Origin of the sequence: Streptomyces sp. NPDC002701, assembly GCF_042889045.1 — a bacterium.
GTDB lineage: Bacteria > Actinomycetota > Actinomycetes > Streptomycetales > Streptomycetaceae > Streptomyces.
Map to the genome: position 1 here is coordinate 180,060 of NZ_JBIAQL010000003.1, position 22,106 is coordinate 202,165.

Consider the following 22,106-nt stretch of genomic DNA (forward strand, 5'->3'; position numbering starts at 1 on the left):
CTTCCACCGTCGGGATTCGCAGTCGGATGCGCCGGCGTGCCGGGGACGGAAGGGGCCGTCCCCGGCACGTAGGTGATCAGCTGCTCTGCGCGAGCCGCTTGTTGATCTCCGCCTCGACCTGCTTGGCGGCGGCGGCGGGCGACTTGCCCTTCAGAACCGCGGTCATGTACGCCTTGATCGGGTTCGGCTCGTTCTCCACGGCGGCCCACTCGGGGATCAGCGGGGTGGTGCCACCGCCGGACGCGGCGGGAGCGGCGGCCTCGGCCGCGGCGTTGCCGACGAGGTTGGTCTGCAGCGCCTCCTTGTTGGGGATGACGCCGTTCTCCTTGGCGAGCGCGCCCTCGAACTTGTCGGACAGGGCGATCTTCAGGAACTCCTTGGCGAGCTCCTGCTTCTTGCTGCCCGCGGCGACCGCGAAGTTGGAACCGCCGAGGAAGACGCCCTCGGGCTCGTCGGCCGTCTCACCGGGGATGGTGAAGTAGCCGATGTCCTTCTCGATCTTCTTGTTGGCGGCGATGGCCGTGCCGGCCTCCCAGCCCATGCCGACGAAGGCGCCGACGTTGCCCTTGGCGAAGACCTCGGCCTGCTGCGGGGTCGCCTCGTCCTTGTCCTTGGGGGCCTTGGAGTACGACTGGTACTGCTTGTAGATCTCCATGGCCTTGCCGACCTTCGGGTCCGCGAGGTTGGAGACGTACTTGTCGCCTTCCTTCTTCACCAGGTCGGCGCCCTGGCCGATGGTCAGGCCGTCGAAGAAGTACCAGTTCTGGCCGGGCAGGTAGAGCGGCTCGGCGTCGGTCTTCTTGTCGATGGCCTTGAGGGCGTCGAAGAACTCGGCCCGCGTCTTCGGGGTGTCCTTGATGCCGGCGTCGGCCCAGACCTTCTTGTTGTAGACGACGACGCGGTTGGCGAAGTACCAGGGGGCCGCGTACTGCTTGCCGTCGAAGACCGAGGACTCGTTGAGGGCCTTCGTCCAGTCGGCGCCGATCTCCTCCTTGAGGTCCGTCAGGTCGGCGAGACCTCCGGTGGCCGCGTAGGCGGGGGTCTGGGTGTTGCCGACCTCGATGACGTCCGGCGGGTTCTCCTCGGAGAGCGAGGTGGTGATCTTCTGCTGGATGCCGTTCCACTGCTGTGTCTCGAACTTCAGCTTGGCCTTCGTCTTCGCCTCGAAGGCAGCCGTGACGTCCTTGGTCCAGCCGGGCGGCGTGGAGCCGTCCATGGCCCAGACGGTCAGGGTCTCGCCCTTGTAACCGTCGGCCCCCGTCTTGTCGCCACTGTCACCGTCGTCGCCGCCACAGGCAGCGACCGACATCAACATGCCCGCGACACCGACGGCCGCGATGAGCTTGCGATTCACGTCATCCTCCTCAGGGATGCCAGCAACCCCCCTGCCCACCGCGTGACTTACGACGAGTACTGCCCGTGGGGCTGGGACCTGGTCCTCAATGGTTTAGACCAGTACGGGGAGCTTGGCCTAGACCTAGAGGGGTGTCAAGGGTCGGAAAGCCGCTCCCGACGGTCCGTTACGGGACCTACATATGCAGGGACCTTTCACTACACGGGCGACAGAACGGGCGGCTCCGCGCGCAGGTCGCGACGCTGTCGCCGGCCGCCGCCGACGGTGCTGTGGACTAGACCAAAAGGGACCCCGACGGTATATAGAGGGGATCACGCAGCGTGCGGGAGGACACTCGCACGGTGAGGCGTGCCACGATGTGAGCCGTGGCCGACGCGTAGGTCGTGCCGCATCGGCACCCGGAGCCGGGAAGGCAGAGTATGAGCACCGACGTCAGCAGTGCGGAGAACGAGGGTGGGGCCCCCATCCGTACCGCGCGCGTGCCCAAGTACTACCGCCTGAAGAAGCACCTGCTCGACATGACGGACACGCTGCCGCCGGGGACGCCGGTACCGCCCGAGCGCACGCTCGCCGCCGAGTTCGACACCTCACGCACGACCGTGCGCCAGGCGCTCCAGGAGCTGGTCGTCGAAGGGCGGCTCGAACGCATCCAGGGCAAGGGCACGTTCGTGGCCAAGCCGAAGGTGTCGCAGGCGCTGCAACTCACCTCGTACACCGAGGACATGCGGGCGCAGGGGCTCGAACCCACCTCGCAGTTGCTGGACGTCGGTTACATCACCGCCGACGACACGCTCGCCGAACTGCTCGACATCACCGCCGGGGGGCGGGTGCTGCGGATCGAGCGGTTGCGGCTCGCGAGCGGGGAGCCGATGGCGATCGAGACCACGCATCTGTCCGCGAAGCGGTTTCCCGCGTTGCGGCGGTCGCTGGTGAAGTACACGTCCCTGTACACGGCGTTGGCGGAGGTGTACGACGTGCGTCTCGCCGAGGCGGAGGAGACGATCGAGACGTCGCTGGCGACTCCTCGGGAGGCGGGGTTGCTCGGGACGGATGTGGGGTTGCCGATGCTGATGTTGTCGCGGCATTCGGTGGATCTGGATGCGCAGCCGGTGGAGTGGGTGCGGTCGGTGTACCGGGGGGATCGGTACAAGTTCGTCGCGCGGCTGAAGAGGCCCACGGACTGAGGTTCGCCGGGGTTGGGTCGGCTCGGCTGGGGGTGGCTGGGCCTCGTTGTCGGGTGCGGCGCCGTCGTGGCTGGTCGCGCAGTTCCCCGCGCCCCTGAAAGAGCGGCGGTTGCAGTCGGTCGCGCCACGCGCCCTTGCAAGATCGGCAGTTGCAGCTCGTCGCGCCATGCGCCCCTGAAAGAGCGGCGGTTGCAGCTCGTCGCGTTACGCGTCCCTGAAAAGCGGGGCCCGTTGGGTTTGGTGTACCACCTGGTGTGGGTGGTATAGCGCCGGGTGGGTTCCTGGTCTACCGTCCTCCCGTCAGCCATGGACGGGAGGACGGCCCGTGCGCACCGACAGCCCCCTCAAGGCAAGTCCCCGCAGCATCGTCATCTGGACCCTCGTCGCGCTGGTGAGTGCGGCCGGCTGGTCCGTGCTCGCGCTCTCACGGGGCGAGGAGGTCTCGGCCGCCTGGATGGTGGCGGCAGCCCTCGGCTCGTACGCCATCGCCTATCGCTTCTACGCGAAGTTCATCGCCTACAAGGTCCTGAAGGTCGACAAGACCCGGGCCACCCCGGCCGAACGGCTCAACAACGGCATCGACTTCCACCCCACCGACCGGCGCGTGCTGCTCGGTCACCACTTCGCGGCGATCGCGGGCGCGGGACCCCTGGTGGGGCCCGTGCTGGCCGCGCAGATGGGGTATCTGCCCGGCACCATCTGGATCATCGTCGGCGTGATCTTCGCGGGCGCGGTCCAGGACATGGTCGTCCTCTTCTTCTCCACCCGCCGGGACGGCCGCTCGCTGGGGCAGATGGCGCGCGAGGAGATCGGCCCGTTCGGCGGCGCGGCCGCCCTGCTCGCCGCCTTCGCCATCATGATCATCCTGCTCGGGGTGCTCGCGCTGGTCATCGTCAACGCGCTCGCCCAGTCGCCGTGGGGCACCTTCTCCATCGCGATGACGGTGCCGATCGCCCTCCTGATGGGCTTCTATCTGCGAGTGCTGCGGCCCGGCCGGGTCGCCGAGGTCTCGCTGATCGGCGTGACGCTGCTGCTGTTCGCGCTGGTCTCCGGGCGCTGGGTCGCCGAGTCGTCCTGGGCCGACACCTTCACGCTCGCGCCCTCGACCCTGGTCATCTGGCTGGTGGCGTACGGCTTCATCGCGTCGATCCTGCCCGTGTGGATGCTGCTGGCGCCCCGCGACTACCTCTCCACGTTCATGAAGATCGGCACGATCGTGCTGCTGGCGCTCGGGGTCGTCATCGCGCTGCCGACCCTGAAGATGGACGCGGTCACGGACTTCGCCTCGCAGGGCGACGGGCCGGTCTTCGCGGGCTCGCTCTTCCCGTTCGTCTTCATCACCATCGCCTGCGGCGCGCTCTCCGGTTTCCACTCGCTGATCTCCTCCGGCACGACGCCGAAGATGATCCAGAAGGAGACGCAGGTCCGGATGATCGGGTACGGCTCCATGCTCATGGAGTCGTCCGTGGCGGTCATGGCGCTGGTCGCGGCGTCCGTCATCGACCCGGGCCTGTACTTCGCGATGAACGCGCCGGCCGGCGTGATCGGCGACTCGGTCCAGAGCGCCTCGCAGGTGGTGGGCAGTTGGGGCTACCAGATCTCACCCGAGGACCTGGCCGCCGCGGCGAAGAACGTCGAGGAGTCGTCCCTGCTGTCGCGGACCGGCGGTGCGCCCACGCTCGCGGTCGGTGTCTCGGAGATCTTCTCCGAGGTCACCGGGGGCGGCCTGCGCGCGTTCTGGTACCACTTCGCGATCATGTTCGAGGCGCTGTTCATCCTGACCGCGCTCGACGCGGGCACCCGAGTGGGCCGCTTCATGCTCCAGGACACGCTGGGCAACCTCTACAAACCCTTCAAGGATGTGAGCTGGAAGCCGGGGCTCGTCATCACGAGCGGCATAGTCTGCGGCCTGTGGGGCTACTTCCTGTGGGTCGGCGTCCATGAACCGCTGGGCGGGATCAACCAGCTCTTCCCGATCTTCGGCATCTCCAACCAGCTGCTCGCCGCGGTCGCCCTGGCCGTCTGCACGACCCTGCTGGTGAAGTCCGGACGCCTCAAGTGGGCGTGGATCACCGGCGTCCCGCTCATCTGGGACGCCACGGTCACGCTGACCGCGAGCTGGCAGAAGGTCTTCTCCAGCGACCCGCGCGTCGGCTTCTTCAAGCAGCGTTCGGTCTACCAGAACGGCATCGACCGGGGCGAGCTCATCGCGCCCGCGAAGACCATGGACGACATGCACACGATCGTCACCAACTCCACGGTCGACGGCGTCCTCTCGGCGGTCCTCGCCCTGCTCATCGTGATCGTGATCGCGGACGCCACGAGGGTGTGCATCCGGCACGTACGCCGTCCCGCGCTCTCCTCGCTCAGCGAGGCGCCGTACGTCGAGTCGCGGATCGTCGCTCCGGCGGGGCTGATCCCGACCAAGGAGGAGAAGGAGGAGGTGCGCGATGCGGTCGGCGCTGAACCGCGCGGTTAGAGGCGTGCGCTGGTACGTGCGGGAGCTCACCGACGAGTCCGCTTACGACCGGTATGTCGCGTATCTGCGCGCGGACCGGCCCGATGCGGAGGTGCCCACCCGGCGGGAGTTCGAGCGGATGCGCACGGCTCGTCAGGAGGAGGACCCGCGGCGGGGTTTCCGCTGCTGCTGACCCGGCGGCGGGGCGGGCCGCCGCCGTCGGGCACCACGGCACATCCGTTATACGGACGGGGGTTCCATAAAGCGGAACCGTCCCTTAGATTTCCTGCGCGTTGCACAGGTGATCAGTGAGGGGACGGAGCCGCCGTATGTCGGAAACACCGGATGTGCCAAGAGCGTCCGAAGGGAAACCGCCGGTGGTGACACCGGTCCGCGTGGTGATCACCCTCTGTCTGGCCGCCCCGTTCGTGGCGATGCTCTGGGTGGGCTCGTACGCGAAGGTCGACCCGACCTTCATCGGCATCCCCTTCTTCTACTGGTACCAGATGCTGTGGGTGCTCATCTCGACGGCGCTCACGATGACCGCGTTCACGCTGTGGAACCGTGACCAGCGCGCCCGCAAGTCCCAGAACGGGGGCGCGTCGGCATGAAGGACGGCGTGAACGGCGTCGCACTCGCCGTCTTCATCTTCTTCTTCCTGGCCGTCACGGTCATGGGTTTCCTGGCCTCGCGCTGGCGCCGGGCCGCCGACGACCAGAGCCTCGACGAATGGGGCCTGGGCGGACGGTCGTTCGGCACCTGGGTCACGTGGTTCCTGCTCGGCGGCGACCTCTACACGGCTTACACGTTCGTGGCGGTCCCGGCGGCGATCTACGCGGCGGGCGCGGCCGGCTTCTTCGCCGTCCCGTACACGATCCTGGTCTATCCGCTGATCTTCACCTTCCTGCCCCGTCTCTGGTCGGTGTCGCACAAGCACGGGTACGTGACGACGTCGGACTTCGTGCGCGGGCGCTTCGGCTCGAAGGGGCTGTCGCTCGCGGTCGCCGTCACCGGCATCCTGGCGACGATGCCGTACATCGCGCTGCAGCTGGTCGGCATCCAGGCCGTCCTCGACGTGATGGGCGTCGGCGGCGGTGAGGACACCAACTGGTTCATCAAGGACCTGCCGCTGCTCATCGCCTTCGGTGTGCTGGCCGCGTACACGTACTCGTCCGGGCTGCGCGCGCCGGCGCTGATCGCGTTCGTCAAGGACACGCTGATCTACATCGTCATCGCGGTCGCGATCATCTACATCCCGATCAAGCTGGGCGGCTTCGACGAGATCTTCGCCAAGGCGGGCGAGGCGTACAGCCAGACCAACCCGGCGACCGGCGCGCCACGCGGCTCCCTGGTACCGGGCGAGGCGGGCCAGTGGACGTACGCGACCCTGGCGCTGGGCTCGGCCCTCGCGCTGTTCATGTACCCGCACTCGATCACCGCGACGCTGTCCTCGCGCAGCCGTGAGGTGATCCGGCGCAACACCACGATCCTGCCGCTGTACTCGCTGATGCTGGGCCTGCTGGCACTGCTCGGGTTCATGGCGATCGCGGCCGGCATCAAGGTCGAGAACGGGCAGCTGGCGATCCCGCAGCTCTTCGAGACCATGTTCCCCGACTGGTTCGCGGGCGTGGCCTTCGCGGCGATCGGGATCGGCGCGCTCGTGCCGGCGGCCATCATGTCCATCGCGGCGGCGAACCTGTTCACCCGCAACATCTACAAGGACTTCATCAAGCCCGACGCGACGCCCGCCCAGGAGACCAAGGTCTCCAAGCTGGTCTCCCTCCTGGTGAAGGTGGGCGCGCTGGCCTTCGTCCTGACCATGGACAAGACGGTCGCCATCAACTTCCAGCTGCTCGGCGGGATCTGGATCCTGCAGACCTTCCCGGCGCTGGTCGGCGGCCTGTTCACGCGCTGGTTCCACCGGTGGGCGCTGCTCGCGGGCTGGGCGGTGGGCATGCTGTACGGCACGGTCGCGGCCTACGGGGTGGCTTCGCCGACGCAGAAGCACTTCGGCGGGTCGTCGAAGGAGATTCCCGGGATCGGGGAGATCGGGTACATCGGTCTCACGGCGATCGTGCTGAACGTGATCGTGACCGTGGTGCTGACGTTCGTCCTGCGGGCCGTGAAGGCTCCCGACGGGGTCGACGAGACCTCTGCCGAGGACTACACGGCGGACGCGGGCGACGCCGGCGTCCAGGTGGAGCTGCCGCCGGCGACGGCGGGCGCCGGGCACTAGGGACTCGCCCCGCCGCCCCTTCCCGGCTCTGCCTGGGGGGTTCCGCCCTCGAACCCCCGGGTCCGCGCGTCGGACGGGCCGACCATGTCGGCCCGTCCGGCGATCGCGGGGTCGGGTCCGGGGGCGGATAGCCTGGAGCGGTGACCGTTCGTTCGCCCATCGTCCTCGACAGCGACCCCGGTATCGACGACGCCGTAGCCCTGCAGTACCTGCTCGGTACCGGGCTGTGGGACCTGAAGGCGTACACCTCCGTGGGCGGCAACCTCCCCGCCGCGCAGACCTACCTCAACGCCCGCGCCCTGGCGCGAGCGATGCGCATCGACGCCGACGTCCCCGTCCACCGGGGCGCGGGCCGCCCCCTGACGCGCCTCCCGTACCGCGTCGCCGACGACTTCCACGGCCCGGCGGGCCTCGGCCACGAGACCCTGCCGGACTCGACCGCGGCACACCCGGCCGAGTCCTCCGCGCAGGCACTGCTCCGGCTCTCCCGGGAGTACGAGGGTGAACTGACGGTGTGCGCCACGGGCCCCCTCACCAACGTGGCGATCGCGCTCCTGGAGGACCCCGCCTTCGTCCGGCGCGTGCGCAGGTTCGTGTTCATGGGCGGTGCCGCGCGGGTGCCCGGGAACATCACCCCCGTCGCCGAGTTCAATATGTGGGCCGATCCGGACGCCGCCGAACTGGTCCTGTCCTCCGGCATCCCGTTCACCATGGTCGACCTGGACGCCTCGCACGGCTGGCTGTTCGGACCGGCCGACCTCGCGGTGCTGGAGGCGGCGGGTCCGGGCACCGCACTCGCCGCCCGGCTGCTGCGGGTCTACATGGACGCGTACCGCCGCGGCGGCGGGGACGGCACCTGCCCGCTGCACGACCCGCTCGCCGTCGGGGTGTGCGCGGACGAGTCGTACGTGACGCTCACCGAGGGTGCGGTCGTCGTCGAGTCCGCCGCCGAACTGACCCGCGGCCAGACGGTGTTCATCCCCTCGGCCGCCGGGCGGATCTACTACCCCGAGTCGCCCGCCCTGACCGCACGGGCCCGCCTCACCGGCCGCGTGGCACTCGGACCCGGCTCCCGCGACTTCACGCAGGACTTCGTCGCCGCCCTGCAGCGGTGGCCGGGTACCGACGCCTGAGATCCGCCCCCCCCACGGCCGGTTCCGCGCAGCACGGCCGCGCGGGCACCGTGCTGTCCGACGTGCTCCGCCGCGCCGCCCGGAGTCGACATCGACACAACATATGGGGGTGGTTCCGGGGCCCGGCACTAGATGTATGCTCATGCTCGCTGTCGCCGCAGGGGAATCCGGTGCGAATCCGGAACTGTCCCGCAACGGTGTACTTGTACGCGTATGCCCGCATGCCCAGATGTCCGCATGCCCGCCTGCCGTCGTACAGGAGTCAGTCCGAGGACCTGTCGACAGCGCGCCCGAGCCGTCCGGCCCGGGTGCATGACGTCCGGGCCTCGTGGAGTGGGCCGGTGGCGCGGAGTACCGCTGAGCGGAGCGGGTACCCCCGTGTGCCCCGCACCCCCTCCCCGCAGGCCCCGTGCCGAGCGAGGGAGTGCCCCACGTGACCATCGCGCCAGCCGATCCGGTCTCCGCCACAGCGACAGCCGCGGCGACAGTGACCCGGGACCAGCAGGACAGGGCCGAGGCCGACGCGCCGGGAACCGCGTTGCTGCGGCTCCTGACCGACCTCACCGCCGACCTCCCCGGCGCCGACCCCGGCCGGGTCGCCGCCGCCGCGCTGCGCGGCCGGTCCGCCGCCGCGGACGCGGCGGAACTGCGCGAGCTGGCCACGGAGTCGGCCGCGGGTCTCATCTCCGAGGACCCGGTGTACTCGAAGCTGGCCGCGCGCCTGCTCACGGCCGGCATCGCCGCGGAGGCCGCCTCGCAGGGCGTGCGCTCGTTCTCCGAATCCGTCGCCGTCGGCCACCGCGAGGGCCTCATCGCCGACCGCACGGCCGAGTTCGTACGTGTCCACGCGGCCCGTCTCGACGCGCTGGTGGACGCCTCCTGCGCGGAGGGCGCCGACGACCGCTTCGGCTACTTCGGCCTGCGCACCCTGCACAGCCGGTACCTGCTGCGGCACCCGATCACGAGGTCCGTCATCGAGACGCCCCAGTTCTTCATGCTGCGGGTGGCGAGCGGCCTCGCCGAGGACACTGGGCCCGACTCGGCGGCGGGGGACCGCTCGGTCGACGAAGTGGCGTCCCTGTACCGGCTGATGAGCCGCCTCGACTACCTGCCCTCCTCCCCCACCCTCTTCAACTCCGGTACGCGCCACCCCCAGATGTCGTCCTGCTACCTCCTCGACTCCCCGCTGGACGAACTGGACTCCCTCTACGACCGCTATCACCAGGTGGCCCGCCTCTCGAAGCACGCGGGCGGCATCGGCCTCCCGTTCTCCCGGATCCGCTCGCGCGGTTCGCTGATCCGCGGCACGAACGGGCACTCGAACGGCATCGTCCCGTTCCTGAAGACCCTCGACGCCTCGGTCGCCGCGGTGAACCAGGGCGGCCGGCGCAAGGGCGCGGCCGCCGTCTATCTGGAGACCTGGCACTCCGACATCGAGGAGTTCCTCGAACTGCGCGACAACACGGGTGAGGACGCCCGGCGTACGCACAACCTGAACCTGGCGCACTGGATCCCGGACGAGTTCATGCGCCGGGTGGACGAGAACCGCGACTGGTCGCTGTTCTCCCCCTCGGACGTGCCCGAGCTGGTCGACCTGTGGGGCGAGGAGTTCGACGCCGCGTACCGCGCGGCGGAGGCCGCCGGACTGGCGAAGAGGACCATCCCGGCGCGTGACCTGTACGGCCGCATGATGCGCACCCTCGCGCAGACCGGCAACGGCTGGATGACCTTCAAGGACGCCGCCAACCGCACGGCCAACCAGACGGCGCTGCCCGGCCACACGGTCCACTCCTCGAACCTGTGCACCGAGATCCTGGAGGTCACGGACGACGGCGAGACCGCGGTCTGCAACCTCGGGTCGGTCAACCTGGGCGCGTTCGTGGACGCCGGCACGCGGGACATGGACTGGGAGCGCCTCGACGCGACCGTCCGTACCGCCGTGACCTTCCTCGACCGGGTCGTCGACATCAACTACTACCCGACCGAGCAGGCGGGCCGCTCCAACAGCCGGTGGCGTCCGGTGGGCCTGGGCGTGATGGGCCTCCAGGACGTCTTCTTCACGCTGCGGCTGCCGTTCGACTCCCCGCAGGCACGCGCCCTCTCCACCCGGATCGCCGAGCGGATCATGCTCGCCGCCTACGAGGCGTCCGCCGACCTCGCCGAGCGCGGCGGCCCGTTGCCCGCCTGGGAGGAGACCCGTACGGCCCGGGGCGTGCTGCACCCGGACCACTACGACGTCGAGCTGAACTGGCCGGAGCGCTGGGCCGCCCTGCGGGAGCGGATCGCCGCCGTCGGTATGCGCAACTCGCTGCTGCTCGCCATCGCGCCCACCGCCACCATCGCGTCCATCGCGGGCGTGTACGAGTGCATCGAGCCGCAGGTCTCCAACCTGTTCAAGCGCGAGACGCTGTCCGGCGAGTTCCTCCAGGTCAACTCCTACCTGGTGGCCGAGCTGAAGGAGCTCGGCGTGTGGGACGCGCAGACCCGGGAGGCGCTGCGCGAGTCGGGCGGCTCGGTGCAGGGCTTCACCTGGGTGCCGCAGGACGTGCGCGACCTCTACCGCACGGCCTGGGAGATCCCGCAGCGCGGCCTGATCGACATGGCGGCCGCCCGGACCCCGTTCCTGGACCAGGCCCAGTCGCTCAACCTGTTCCTGGAGACGCCGACCATCGGCAAGCTCTCCTCGATGTACGCGTACGCCTGGAAGTCGGGGCTGAAGACGACGTACTACCTGCGCTCGCGTCCGGCGACCCGGATCGCCCGTGCCGCCCGGGCCCAGCCGGCGGCGAGGACCGTCCCCGTCCAGCAGGCCGCCGACCCCGACGCGGTCGCCTGTTCCCTGGAGAACCCCGAGTCCTGCGAAGCCTGCCAGTGACGACCGCCGCACCCGAGAAGACAGAGACAACCGTGACCACCGAACAGACCGTGCACACCGAGAACACCGAGAACACCGAGGGGGCTGAGAGCGCTGGGAGGGCTGAGAAGAACCTTCTCGACCCGGGCTTCGAGCTGACCCTGCGCCCCATGCGCTACCCCGACTTCTACGAGCGCTACCGGGACGCGATCAAGAACACCTGGACCGTCGAGGAGGTCGACCTCCACTCGGACGTCTCCGACCTGGCGAAGCTGTCACCGGGCGAGCAGCACATGATCGGCCGGCTGGTCGCGTTCTTCGCGACGGGCGACTCGATCGTGTCGAACAACCTGGTGCTGACGCTCTACAAGCACATCAACTCCCCCGAGGCGCGGCTCTATCTGAGCCGTCAGCTCTTCGAGGAGGCGGTGCACGTCCAGTTCTATCTGACGCTGCTCGACACCTACCTGCCCGATCCCGCGGACCGGGCGGCGGCCTTCGACGCCGTGGAGAGCATCCCGTCCATCCGCGAGAAGGCCGAGTTCTGCTTCCGGTGGATGGACTCGGTGGAGAAGCTGGACCGGCTGGAGACGAAGGCCGACCGCCGCCGCTTCCTGCTGAACCTCATCTGCTTCGCCGCGTGCATCGAAGGGCTGTTCTTCTACGGGGCCTTCGCGTACGTCTACTGGTTCCGCAGCCGGGGCCTGCTGCACGGCCTGGCGACCGGCACCAACTGGGTGTTCCGCGACGAGACGATGCACATGAGCTTCGCCTTCGAGGTCGTGGACACGGTCCGCAAGGAGGAGCCGGAGCTCTTCGACGACCTGTTGCGGGAGCAGGTCACCGACATGCTCCGGGAGGCCGTCGAGGCCGAGCTGCAGTTCGCGCGCGACCTGTGCGGTGACGGTCTCCCGGGCATGAACACCGACTCGATGAGGCAGTACCTGGAGTGCGTCGCCGACCAGCGCCTGCAGCGCCTCGGCTTCGCCCCGGTCTACGGCTCCGAGAACCCTTTCTCCTTCATGGAGCTGCAGGGGGTTCAGGAGCTGACCAACTTCTTCGAGCGCCGGCCCTCGGCGTACCAGGTGGCGGTGGAGGGGACGGTCGACCTCGACGAGGACTTCTGATCCCGCTGGACCTGCCGGCCCTCGGGGCCCCGCGGGGGATCCTGCTCGGCCTCCCTGAGCTGACGGTCGATGCGCCGGTCGCGCACGATGCCGATCACCGACGGGAGGACGAGCAGGACCAGCAGTCCGAGGACGAAGACCATGCCGATCAGGGCTTGCAGCTGTGTCGTATTCATGGACACTACTGTCGCGCCGGATACTCCTTACCGGGAGTGGCAGGACTGACGCACACCCTCGATTTCCTGCCAGATCGGGTGCACACTGGCAGCATGCTGAAGAACGTGGCCGCAGTCCTGCTCGACGGTGTGCACCCCTTCGAACTCGGCGTCGTGTGCGAGGTGTTCGGCCTCGACCGCAGCGACGAAGGGCTGCCGGTGTACGACTTCGCGGTCGCCTCGGCCGAGGGGCCGCACCTCGGTACGCACGTCCCGGGGTTCACCGTCTCCACCCCCTACGGTCTCGACCGGCTGGAGGAGGCCGACCTGATCGTCGTGCCCGCCGGGGACGACTACATGGGGCGGGGTTATCCGCCCGAGCTGCTCGACTCCCTCGTCCGGGCCGTCGACCGCGGCGCCACGGTGCTCAGCGTCTGCTCGGGCGTCTTCGTCCTCGGCGCGGCCGGACTGCTCGACGGACGGCGCTGCGCGGTCCACTGGCGGCAGGCCGAGGAGCTGGCCCGGCGCCATCCCCGCGCGAGGGTCGAACCGGATGTGCTGTACGTGGACGAGGACCGGGTGATCACCTCGGCCGGCACCGCCTCCGGCATCGACGCCTGCCTGCACATCGTCCGCAAGGAGCAGGGTCCGGAGGTCGCGAACACCATCGCGCGCCGCATGATCGTGCCCCCACACCGCGACGGCGGTCAGGCCCAGTACATCGAGCGGCCGCTGCCGCGCTCGCAGTGCGACACCGTTGGTGAGGTGCTCGTCTGGATGGAGCGCCACCTCGACCAGGAGGTGACCGTCGAGCAGCTCGCCGCCCGCGCCCACATGTCCCCACGCACCTTCGCCCGCCGCTTCCAGCAGGAGACGGGGACCACCCCGTACCGCTGGCTGCTGCGTCAGCGGGTGCTGCTGGCACAGGAGTTGCTCGAGGGCACGGACGAGACGGTGGACTTCATCGCGGACCGCGCGGGGTTCGGGACCGCGGCCGCGCTGCGCCACCAGTTCGTCCGTGCGCTGGGGACCACCCCGCACGCGTACCGGCGCACGTTCAGGGGTTCGCAGGCCGCCTGAACGTGCGCCGCACGGTCACCGCGGCGGTACCGCCCTCAGCAGCAGCCGGTGGGGACGCAGCGTGATGCCCACCCGTGTCGTGTCGTTCGACCCGGACACCTGCTCCAGGCGCCAGCGCGAGGCCACCGCCGCCGTGATGAGGCCGAGCTGGGCCATCGAGAAGTGGTCGCTCGGACACTTGCGGTTGCCCACGCTGAAGGGGCTCATCGCGTACTTCGGCACATCCTTCACGCGTTCCGGAAGCCAGCGGTCGGGGTCGAACTCCAGGTGCCCGTCGTACGAACGCGCATCACGCTGGATCGCGTAGGGACTGTAGACGATGTCGGCCCCGGCCGGAATGCGATACCCGCCGAGTACGGTTTCGGTCACGGCCCGGCGCGTCAATATCCATACGGCGGGACGCAGCCGCATGGCTTCGACGACGACATTGTTCGTGTGGGACAGCTTCCGCACGTCCGCGAATGCGACAGGACGGTCGCCCGCGACCGATTCCACCTCTTCGCGTATGCGGTCCGCGTGTTCCGGGTGCTCTGTGAGGACCTGGAGAAGCCACATGATCGTGGAAGCGACGGTTTCGCTGCCGGGGGTGAGTATCGCGACCACCTGGTCGTGGATCTCCTGTTCCCCGATGGGCTCGCCATTCTCGTCCTTCGCCTCCAGCAATGCCGTCAGCAAATCGTCCGGCTTTTGACCGGATGCGCGTCGTTCGGCCACGATCTCGTCGACGAGGAGGTGCAAATCGGCCAATGCGCGGTCGAATGCGCGATGGGCCGGAAGCGGAAGCCGATAGAACGGCCCGGCCGGGATCACCATACGGCGGTACATGCCCCGGAACACGGTGGCGAGCGCGACGCTCAGCCGCTCGGCCCGCTCGTCCATGAAGTCGCCGCGCAGCAGACAGCGGGCGGCGATGCGGACGGCCACCCGGAACGACTCCGCGGTGCAGTCGATCGTCTCACCGGGCCGCCAGCGCGCGGCGAGGGCGTGCGCCTCCTCCTCCATGATCGGCCCGTACTCGGGGATGACGTCCAGCCGGAACGCCGGCTGGATCGTCCGCCGCTGGCGCCGGTGCCGCGGCCCGTTGGCCGTGGCCACGCCCTCCTTGCCGAGCAGGCCCTCCAGGGATTCCCACAGGGGCCCGTCGATCTTGAAGTCGGGGCTCAGCGCCAGCTCTCCCGTGAGCGCCGGCGTGGTGACGGCGTACACCGTCTTGGGGCCCAGCTTCAGCCGGACGACGTCGCCCTCGTCGCGCAGCCGGGCGAGGAACGCCAGCGGGTCGCGTGCCAGTTTCAGGCCGTGCCCGAGGCCGGGGACGCCACCTCCTGCGAGGGGCGGGACGGATGGTTCTGCCGCTTGGTGTGCAGCGGACCGCACGGACTCGACGGTCATTTCTCACCTGCCGCTTCGTTGTTGACGTACGGGGGTGTGGAGCGGTCGTCCCAGCTGTCGACCATGTACCGTCCCGACTCGTGGTGGAACCAGTACACGGAGCTGAACCAGTTCCGCATGTTGAACAGACACGCCCGCACGGCGGCCGCTAATTCAGCGCCCTGCGCGGACCCGTCGTCGATCCTTTCCGCGTACCTCAGTACCTCTTTCTCGACGTCGAGGAATTCGGTGACGCATTCCTCGACCCGACGCCTCACTTCCTGGACCGATTCCTCCAGCCGCATTCCCTCGTGATGAATGAGACTGATACCGAGGTTGTGGAGTTCGTCGCCCGCGAGTTCCTTGGGGAGAGAACACAGATCGTTGTACCAGGCGGCGAAATCCTGGGACAGCAGAGCCGCGCGCCGATAGGCGGGGTTCTCCCGCACGGCGACAGGCAGTTCATGTCCCGCGCTCGGCTCGAGCAGGTCGAGCCAGATCCAGTGCGCGAAGGTCGCGCGGCGCAGTTCGAGATATTCCTCGACGGTCGGGACGATACCGGACCTACGATTGTGGAATTCCCGGTCGTACGCCTCGATGACGGCGTGGAAGTGGTCGGCGAACCGCGCGTTCCACCCCCCGCCCAGGAACGAGTACAGCCGCGCCACGCTGTCCGCGAACCCCGCTACCAGGGGGTCCTCGTGGTACAGGTGCTCCTTCGGGGAGTCGAGGGCCGTGTGCAGCCGCATCCTGAGCCGCTGCCAGGCCGCCGCCCTCCCGTGGACGACGTCGCGGTCGTGGCGGTCGTCCCACACGAAGAACCACGCGCTGTAGTCCGCTATCGCCTGGAGGACCTCGTCGGGCGCGCCTATGTAGTAGCCCGCCATGAGGTCGGTGTAGCAAAGCCCATCGGCATATGCCTCGATCTTGGCCGCCGACATGAGGCGCATTTCCAGGAGCCAGGCCCTGGTGTTCTCCTGGAGCTTCGGCCAATACGGATGGAGTTGACGGGGAAACTCGGCCTCGATCACCGGAAGAGAGAGCGCCGGTGGAACGAGGACCGAGGTGTACGTCGTTGTGGTGCGCTGTGCGAAAGCAGGCACGAACAAACCCCTCTCAGCCGCCTGTTGACGACACGCCCCTCCCGCTGTGCCGAGCGTGCGCCGTTGCGTATCCCCGCACTTCCCATTCAGCACCACAACTGACCGTTCTGGGAATGGATTTGCTTGGCTCACTACCCCAGGGTGCCGAGAATCTCCCTATGTGTGACTGGATAGCGATCATTACGGGCGCACAAAGGATCGAACGTGGGACGCGCAGACGAACGGCGCCTGGCCGGAGGGGGATCCGACCAGGCGCCGTGAGGGCGGGGCGCTCAAGCCCCGCTTGTCGTTCTCTGTCTCAGCCGTTCACAGCCGTTCACCGCGGTGCGCGGTGACGCGTCAGTCGTTGGCGACGACGGGGTAGCGCGGCTCGTTCTCGGCCATCTGCCGCAGCGCGTCCTTGCGCTCGCGCTTGGAGAGCCGGTCGATGTAGAGGTACCCGTACAGGTGGTCCGTCTCGTGCTGGAGGCAGCGCGCGAAGTAGCCGGTGCCGCGCACCTTGACGGGGTTGCCCTTCTCGTCCTGCCCGGTGACCTCGGCGTAGTCGGGGCGGGCCAGCGGCGCGTACGCGGTCGGCACCGACAGGCAGCCCTCGTTGCTCTCGTCCAGCTGGCGCCGCTCGGCGGGCAGCTCGACGAGCACGGGGTTGCAGATCACGCCCACGTGCCGCTTGCCCTCGTCGTCCGGGCAGTCGTAGACGAAGACCTTGAGGTCGACGCCGATCTGGTTGGCGGCCAGGCCCACGCCCTCGGCGGTGTGCTGGCTGGCGAACATGTCGTCGACCAGCCGGGCGAGGTCGTCACCGAACTCCGTGACGTTCCTGCACTCCTTGTGCAGCACCGGGTTCCCGACGACCGTGATGGGCCGGGACGTCCCGCGCTCGCGGTAGGCCGCCTCGCGCTCCGCCGGGTTCTCGGTGTCGATGACGAAACCCTCGTCGTCCACGGGGAGCACGCCCACGTGCTGCTGATCGGTGTCCTGCTGCGCCATGACCGACGTATGCCTTCCTGAGAACGGGGTTGCAGTGCCTACACAGGGTACGGCTCGCCACACACCGTCAGGAGCGACCCGTCAGGAGCGCCCGTCAGGAGCGCGGGGAACTGCGCGACCGGCCACGACAGACCCGCACCCGACGAACGAGCCCGGCGGCCCCAGCTTCTAACAGACCTCTTCGAGGTCACGCCAGCCCCGGGAGTCAGGACTGTCGGCGACCCACCCGTCCAGCAACCCCCGCACCAGGGACGCCGGCGCCGCGAGCCCGCACTCCCGCTCGGGCACCCACAGCTGCCCGTCGGTGCGGTGCCCGAGCGGCCCGGGATGCCCCGGCTCACTGTGATCGTGCGGATCGAGATGCTCCCCGTCCCCCTCGTCGGACGGCATCCGCGACTCGGAGCACATCCGGCACAGCAGCCGTACCGACGACGACCAGTCCTCGGCGGCGAACCCGGCGTCGGCCGCGAGCCGCTCCAGCGCGTCCCGGTCGTCCTCGGTCGCGGCCTCGAGCAGCACCACCCAGGTGGGCACCGGCGAGGGCGCCCACAGCTCGATCTCGTCGAAGACGGGATAGGCGTGCCCCGCGGCGGTCGTCCGCTCCCCGTGCGGCACCCCGTCGTGCAGCACGACCTCACCCCAGCGCCGCCCGGAGGACGGCAGCGGGATGGAGAGGACCTCGATGCGGGCGGGATCGAGCCGCCGCCCCCACACGACCTCCGCCTCGCCCTCGGGCGACAGCCGTACGGCCGCGCTGCCGAGATCCATGCCGACCGGCTCGCCCGAGGCGCCGCCACCCGCGCCGGCCTTGGGCCGGGAGGGACCCCCGGGCACCTTCAGTCCGTACGCCTGCCAGGCCCGCCGGGCCAGCGGCCAGTCCTGCAGGGCGGTCGCCGCGATGCCCACGTTCCACCAATCGGGGGCCCCGGTCTCCCGGTCGAGCAGTGCCACGGCCCGCAGACCGGCCGCTCGCGCCTGCTCCCAGTCGTGCCGGAACTTGTGCAGCAGCGCGAGGTTGAACCAGGACTCGGACAGCCAGGGTTCCAGGTCCGCCGCGCGCGTCAGCAGCGCGCCCGCGTCCTCGTACCGGCCGTCGCCGATCAGTGTGAACGCGCGGTCGGTGGCCTGCCGCCATGAGGCGGAGGGCCGGTGCCGTCCCTTGCCGAAGATCCTCACGATTCCCGCCTGCCAGTTCGTCGAAGAGCGTGCAGCCTCGGGCTGGACCGTGCCCCCCTGATGCCTCTTCCTCGCATCCAACCACGGACGGTCAGCGGGGCGCTCATTACCCATGGGTTACCCAACCAGGGGCAAGGTAAGACCGCCTCTCGCCAGCACCCTGGCCAGCGATTCGACGACCTCCGGCTGGTAGTCGCGCGCGGTGCCGAGACGCAGCTCCTCCAGTGCCTTCAGGGACCCGCCGGGCCCCGCTTCCCGGACCTTCTCCTCGTAGGCGTTCACCGCTCTGACGATTCTCGCGCCGACCGGCTGTTCGCGATACGGGTCCGCCTGCCGTTCCACCACGACGGCGACCTCGGCGCTCACTCCCGTCCGGCGTACGACGGCACCGCCGAGGAGGGCGATGCGCCGCTGCTCGGCGGGGGCGAGGGGCGCCGTGGCGCCCGCGGGCACGGGGTCGACGAGGGAGAGCTGGCCGATGTCGTGCATCAGGGCGGCGTACTCCAGAACGGTCAGCTCGGGGCCGGAGAGCCCCAGCTCACGGCCGACGGCACGGCTGAGTGCCGCCACGCGCCGGGCGTGCCCCGCCGGGGTGCAGCCGGCGATCTCGGTGGCCCGCGCGAGGGAGGTGATGGTCTGGCGGTAGGTGGTCCGGACGGCCGCGTACCGCCGGAAGGACAGCTGGGTGAGCAGCAACGGCAGGCAGAGGACGGGCAGCGCCCACAGGCCCGCGACGGCGACCGTGAGCGCCATGACGGCCCCGGTCGCGCAGACCGCCGAACCGATGCCGGGCATGGCGCGCAGTTCGTCCCGCAGCAGCGGTCCGAAGGGCCACCGGGTGCGCGTGTGCGCCATGGCCGCGGCCAGCACGGCGTCCCACCACGCGGTCAGCACGAGCAGCGCGACGACGACCCCCGCGTACGCGGGCCCGCCCCCGGGCCACTCCCCCGGCCCGCCCTGGCCGTGGAGGGGCCGGAAGCACACCGCGGCGAACCCGACGGTCAGGACGCGCCGGGTCAGATGGTCCGCGGTGAGTCCGTGGCCTCCGTGGCCCCTCGCCACGTGCGGCACACAGCCCAGCAGGGAGGCGGCCGTGACCACGGCGACGATCTGCGGGATCCCGTCGTGGGTGGCGTGCCCGCCGTTCTCCCCGAGCAGCGCGTAGGCGAGGGCCCCGGCGGCGGCGAGCGGCGCCGGCTCGGGCCCCCGGTCCCGCTCCCGCTCCATGTCCCGCTCCTCGGAGCCGTTCCACCGGACGAGTTCCCCCACGGCGATGAGCAGCCCGAAGGCGAGAGCGGCCCCGCGCTCGTCGATGCCCTGCCAGAGGGTGACGGCGAGAGCGACGAGGGCGAGCAGCCCGGCCGCCCCGCGGACGGCGGTGAGCAGCCGGAGGCGCGGGGCCGGGCCGGGACGGTCGCCGGCCGGCCGGTGCGGTCGGACCGGTCGGTCCTCGGAGCCGCTCACGGCCTCGCTCCGCCGACGGTGCCACGGCCGGCTTCCCGCTCGGTGGCGGCAGGGACGTACGGGAGCGGCAGGCGGGGTTCGCCGTGCGGCGGCGTCTCGTCCGCCGTCACCACCGGATGCCAGCCCTGCCGGACGAGCGCCCGCACGAACGCCTCCACCATCCGCGGGTCGAACTGCGCCCCGGCACAGCGCTCCAGTTCCTCCAGGGCGGCCGGGACCGGCCGCGCCCGCCGGTAGGACCGCGTCGACGTCATCGCGTCGAAGGCGTCCGCCACGGCCACCACCCGCGCGAACTCCGGGATCTGGCAGCCCTTCAGCCCGTACGGGTAACCGCTCCCGTCGAGCCGTTCGTGGTGGTGCAGGATCGCCGACCTCGCCTCCCCGAGGAAGCCGATCCCCCGGACCATCTCGTGCCCGTACTCGGGATGCAGCTCGATCACCCGGCGCTCCTCGGGCGTGAGCGGTCCGTCCTTGCGCAGCAGCCGGGTGGGGACGCCGAGTTTTCCCACGTCGTGGAGGATTCCGGCGAACCTGAGGGCCTCGGCCCGTTCGTCGTCCATGCCGAGTTCGCGCGCGATCATCATGGACGCCTGCCCGACCCGTTCACTGTGCCCGCGGGTGTACCCGTCCTTGATGTCGACGGCCTGCACGAGTGCCCGGATGGTGGCCTGGTGGGCGGCCCGCTCCCGGTGGTACTGCGCGAACGCCCACCACGACACGTACATCGGCAGCAGGACGAGGAGCGCGGCGGCCGGTCCGTACGGGCTGCGCCAGAGCACCGCCATCATCAGCCCGGCCGGACCGTGGACGGCGGCGGGCACGAGCGAGCGCAGGAACTGCCCACGCCAGGCGGCCCGTACCGGTACCCGCTCGGCGAGCGCCAGGATGCCCCCGTCCAGCACGGTCAGCACCAGGCAGAACGCCACGACGGCCGCGCCCCCGGTCACGAGGGCGTACGGGAAGTCGGAGGTGACGACCGCGTCCCGGCCGCCGAGAGTCCAGTGGACCTGCGACGCGGCCCACGCGCCGAGCGCGAGCCGCGCGGCCCGCCACACCCGCCGCAGCCCTCGCGGCCGCTGTTCGACCCGGGCCAGCAGCACCCCGGGCAGCGGTACGAGCGCGGCGGCGGGCGGTGGCAGCAGGAAGGCGGCGGCGAGTATCACCGGCGTGTGCCATCCGAGGGACCCCGCGGACGCCCCGGACGCCCCTCGCGCACCCGTACCCGCGCTCTCGGGCCTGCGGTCGCCCGCGAAACGGCGGCCCGCGAGCAGTTCGCAGGCCGCACAGAGCACCGCGAACAGCGCCACCGCACCCCAGGGTGCGTGCGTGTCCGGGACCGACGCGATACAGCACGCCGCGGCTAGCGCGGTGCAGGTGACGTAGACGCGCGCCCACGGCGCGACCGACCGCATGGCGCTCCCCTCCCGATGGCCCGCACGACCCCGTACACGCTGGTACGGGCTTCGGGACATGGACGATAGGGCGGCCGCGTGCGGCCCGGGGGAGGCATCGTCCTATTCACCGGACCGAGGGAGGAGTTTCGCCCGTTCGAGTGAGTCGTGCGCCCGCGCGAGGCCCGCACGCCGTCGGTCCCGCCCGGAGGGATCAGTGCGCCACGTCGGCCGCGAGCGCCTGGTTCAACTGCTCCACGGTGGCGGGCGACTCGCGCTGGAGCGCGGCCAGGTCGAGGCCGTCGTCCCCCATCACGGTCAGCAGCGCGCGATCGCCGACGGCCAGCACGACGACATGCCCGGAGCCGCACCGCGCCACCACCTCGCGCAGGGCGCCGACGCCGGCCTGGTCGGCCATCCGGCGGCCCACGCCGAGGGTCGCGGCGGCGAGCGCGGCGACGGACTCCGCGTGGGAGGAGTCCGTGTCGGCGACGACGAGAAGTCCGTCCGCCGTGGACAGGACACTCTCGCGGACCCCCATCACCCGGTCGCGCAAGGAGGTCAGGATCTCGGTGAGGGGAGGGGGCGGCGACGTGTCGCTCATGGCGCTCCTTGCTGCGTACGGGGGTGGTCGAGGTGCGGGCGGAGCGACATCAGTCGGGTTCCGGAAGTGCGGTCAGGCCCCGGTGGACGCGGCGCAGCATGTCGACGGAGGGCTGGTCGACGGCCAGTTGCTCGGCCGACAGCATAGGAAACACGAAGGGCGGCGCCTTGGTGGGGCCCCGGTCGCCCCCGCCCTGCGACTCGGACGCCGACTCCGACTCCGGGGAGGAGGCGGTCGCGCCCCGCACGGGCAACGGCGCCCGCGTCCCGTGGTCCGCCACCGGGACGTCGGCCACCGGCCGCCGCGGGCCGCCGGTCACCGGGCCGGACGTCACTCCTGTTCCGCGAGCGGCCGGCGGACCGGCATCTCCGTCCGGCTCCACCGCGCCGTCCGGGACGGACCCGACGCCGCCTGCCCCGGACCTGCCCT

At 70.3% G+C, this 22,106-nt stretch carries 19 protein-coding genes and 1 riboswitch; of the genes, 9 read left to right on the forward strand and 10 right to left on the reverse strand.

Annotated elements, in window-relative coordinates:
- Positions 1-76: 76 nt before the first annotated feature.
- Complete coding sequence (locus ACFYXC_RS09235) at positions 77-1,354, reverse strand: extracellular solute-binding protein (RefSeq protein ID WP_388912417.1); 1,278 nt, start codon at positions 1,352-1,354, stop codon at positions 77-79.
- A gap of 419 nt (positions 1,355-1,773) precedes the next feature.
- Here ACFYXC_RS09235 and ACFYXC_RS09240 point away from each other — a divergent pair, with 419 nt between their 5' ends.
- The 8 genes from ACFYXC_RS09240 (at position 1,774) to ACFYXC_RS09275 (ending at position 12,346) form a co-directional block, all read left to right on the forward strand.
- Positions 1,774-2,538, forward strand: coding sequence for a GntR family transcriptional regulator (locus ACFYXC_RS09240; RefSeq protein WP_388912414.1), 765 nt, complete (start codon positions 1,774-1,776; stop codon positions 2,536-2,538).
- Positions 2,539-2,863: 325 nt separating this feature from the next.
- Positions 2,864-5,017, forward strand: coding sequence for a carbon starvation CstA family protein (locus ACFYXC_RS09245; protein WP_389548790.1), 2,154 nt, complete (start codon positions 2,864-2,866; stop codon positions 5,015-5,017).
- The gene (locus ACFYXC_RS09250; protein WP_388912408.1) at positions 4,989-5,189 is read left to right on the forward strand and encodes a YbdD/YjiX family protein; all 201 of its coding nucleotides are present in this window, start codon (positions 4,989-4,991) and stop codon (positions 5,187-5,189) included. The genes ACFYXC_RS09245 and ACFYXC_RS09250 overlap by 29 nt, the downstream gene beginning before the upstream one ends.
- Positions 5,190-5,325: 136 nt before the next feature.
- Positions 5,326-5,607 (forward strand): DUF3311 domain-containing protein, encoded by a 282-nt coding sequence (locus ACFYXC_RS09255; RefSeq protein WP_389548793.1) that lies wholly within the window; start codon positions 5,326-5,328, stop codon positions 5,605-5,607.
- Positions 5,604-7,232: a monocarboxylate uptake permease MctP gene (gene mctP / locus ACFYXC_RS09260; protein WP_388912404.1), complete on the forward strand. Its 1,629-nt coding sequence runs from the start codon at positions 5,604-5,606 to the stop codon at positions 7,230-7,232. The genes ACFYXC_RS09255 and mctP overlap by 4 nt, the downstream gene beginning before the upstream one ends.
- A 140-nt stretch (positions 7,233-7,372) precedes the next feature.
- The gene (locus ACFYXC_RS09265; RefSeq protein WP_389548797.1) at positions 7,373-8,365 is read left to right on the forward strand and encodes a nucleoside hydrolase; all 993 of its coding nucleotides are present in this window, start codon (positions 7,373-7,375) and stop codon (positions 8,363-8,365) included.
- Between the two features lie 161 nt (positions 8,366-8,526).
- A riboswitch (cobalamin riboswitch) is annotated at positions 8,527-8,641 on the forward strand.
- A gap of 157 nt (positions 8,642-8,798) precedes the next feature.
- The gene (locus ACFYXC_RS09270) at positions 8,799-11,240 is read left to right on the forward strand and encodes a ribonucleoside-diphosphate reductase subunit alpha (RefSeq protein WP_389548799.1); all 2,442 of its coding nucleotides are present in this window, start codon (positions 8,799-8,801) and stop codon (positions 11,238-11,240) included.
- Between the two features lie 32 nt (positions 11,241-11,272).
- Complete coding sequence (locus tag ACFYXC_RS09275; RefSeq protein ID WP_388912396.1) at positions 11,273-12,346, forward strand: ribonucleotide-diphosphate reductase subunit beta; 1,074 nt, start codon at positions 11,273-11,275, stop codon at positions 12,344-12,346.
- Here ACFYXC_RS09275 and ACFYXC_RS09280 read toward each other — a convergent pair.
- Positions 12,259-12,522, reverse strand: a complete 264-nt coding sequence (locus ACFYXC_RS09280; protein ID WP_388912393.1) for a hypothetical protein — start codon at positions 12,520-12,522, stop codon at positions 12,259-12,261. The genes ACFYXC_RS09275 and ACFYXC_RS09280 overlap by 88 nt on opposite strands.
- Before the next feature lie 93 nt (positions 12,523-12,615).
- Between ACFYXC_RS09280 and ACFYXC_RS09285 the strand changes: the two genes are divergently transcribed.
- Positions 12,616-13,581, forward strand: coding sequence for a helix-turn-helix domain-containing protein (locus ACFYXC_RS09285; RefSeq protein WP_388912390.1), 966 nt, complete (start codon positions 12,616-12,618; stop codon positions 13,579-13,581).
- Between the two features lie 15 nt (positions 13,582-13,596).
- Here ACFYXC_RS09285 and ACFYXC_RS09290 read toward each other — a convergent pair whose 3' ends face one another.
- The 8 genes from ACFYXC_RS09290 to ACFYXC_RS09325 form a co-directional block, all read right to left on the reverse strand.
- A complete protein-coding gene (locus ACFYXC_RS09290; protein ID WP_389548804.1) occupies positions 13,597-14,970 on the reverse strand; it encodes a cytochrome P450 in 1,374 nt (457 codons plus the stop codon).
- Positions 14,967-16,052: an epi-isozizaene synthase gene (gene cyc1 / locus ACFYXC_RS09295; protein WP_389548806.1), complete on the reverse strand. Its 1,086-nt coding sequence runs from the start codon at positions 16,050-16,052 to the stop codon at positions 14,967-14,969. Before cyc1 ends, ACFYXC_RS09290 begins: the two co-directional genes overlap by 4 nt.
- Before the next feature lie 339 nt (positions 16,053-16,391).
- Positions 16,392-17,042, reverse strand: coding sequence for a peptide deformylase (def, locus tag ACFYXC_RS09300; protein ID WP_388912380.1), 651 nt, complete (start codon positions 17,040-17,042; stop codon positions 16,392-16,394).
- Positions 17,043-17,210: 168 nt separating this feature from the next.
- Entirely contained in the window at positions 17,211-18,218 is a 1,008-nt protein-coding gene (locus tag ACFYXC_RS09305) for a tetratricopeptide repeat protein (RefSeq protein WP_389548810.1), read from the reverse strand.
- A 117-nt stretch (positions 18,219-18,335) separates the two neighbouring features.
- Positions 18,336-19,604, reverse strand: coding sequence for an HD-GYP domain-containing protein (locus tag ACFYXC_RS09310; protein ID WP_389549974.1), 1,269 nt, complete (start codon positions 19,602-19,604; stop codon positions 18,336-18,338).
- A 74-nt stretch (positions 19,605-19,678) separates the two neighbouring features.
- Positions 19,679-21,094 carry an HD-GYP domain-containing protein gene (locus ACFYXC_RS09315; protein ID WP_389548813.1) on the reverse strand — a complete coding sequence of 472 codons (1,416 nt, stop codon included), beginning with the start codon at positions 21,092-21,094 and terminating at the stop codon, positions 19,679-19,681.
- 193 nt (positions 21,095-21,287) lie between these two features.
- Positions 21,288-21,677, reverse strand: coding sequence for a roadblock/LC7 domain-containing protein (locus ACFYXC_RS09320; protein WP_389548816.1), 390 nt, complete (start codon positions 21,675-21,677; stop codon positions 21,288-21,290).
- 49 nt (positions 21,678-21,726) lie between these two features.
- Positions 21,727-22,011 (reverse strand): hypothetical protein, encoded by a 285-nt coding sequence (locus ACFYXC_RS09325; protein ID WP_389548819.1) that lies wholly within the window; start codon positions 22,009-22,011, stop codon positions 21,727-21,729.
- Positions 22,012-22,106 lie beyond the last annotated feature (95 nt).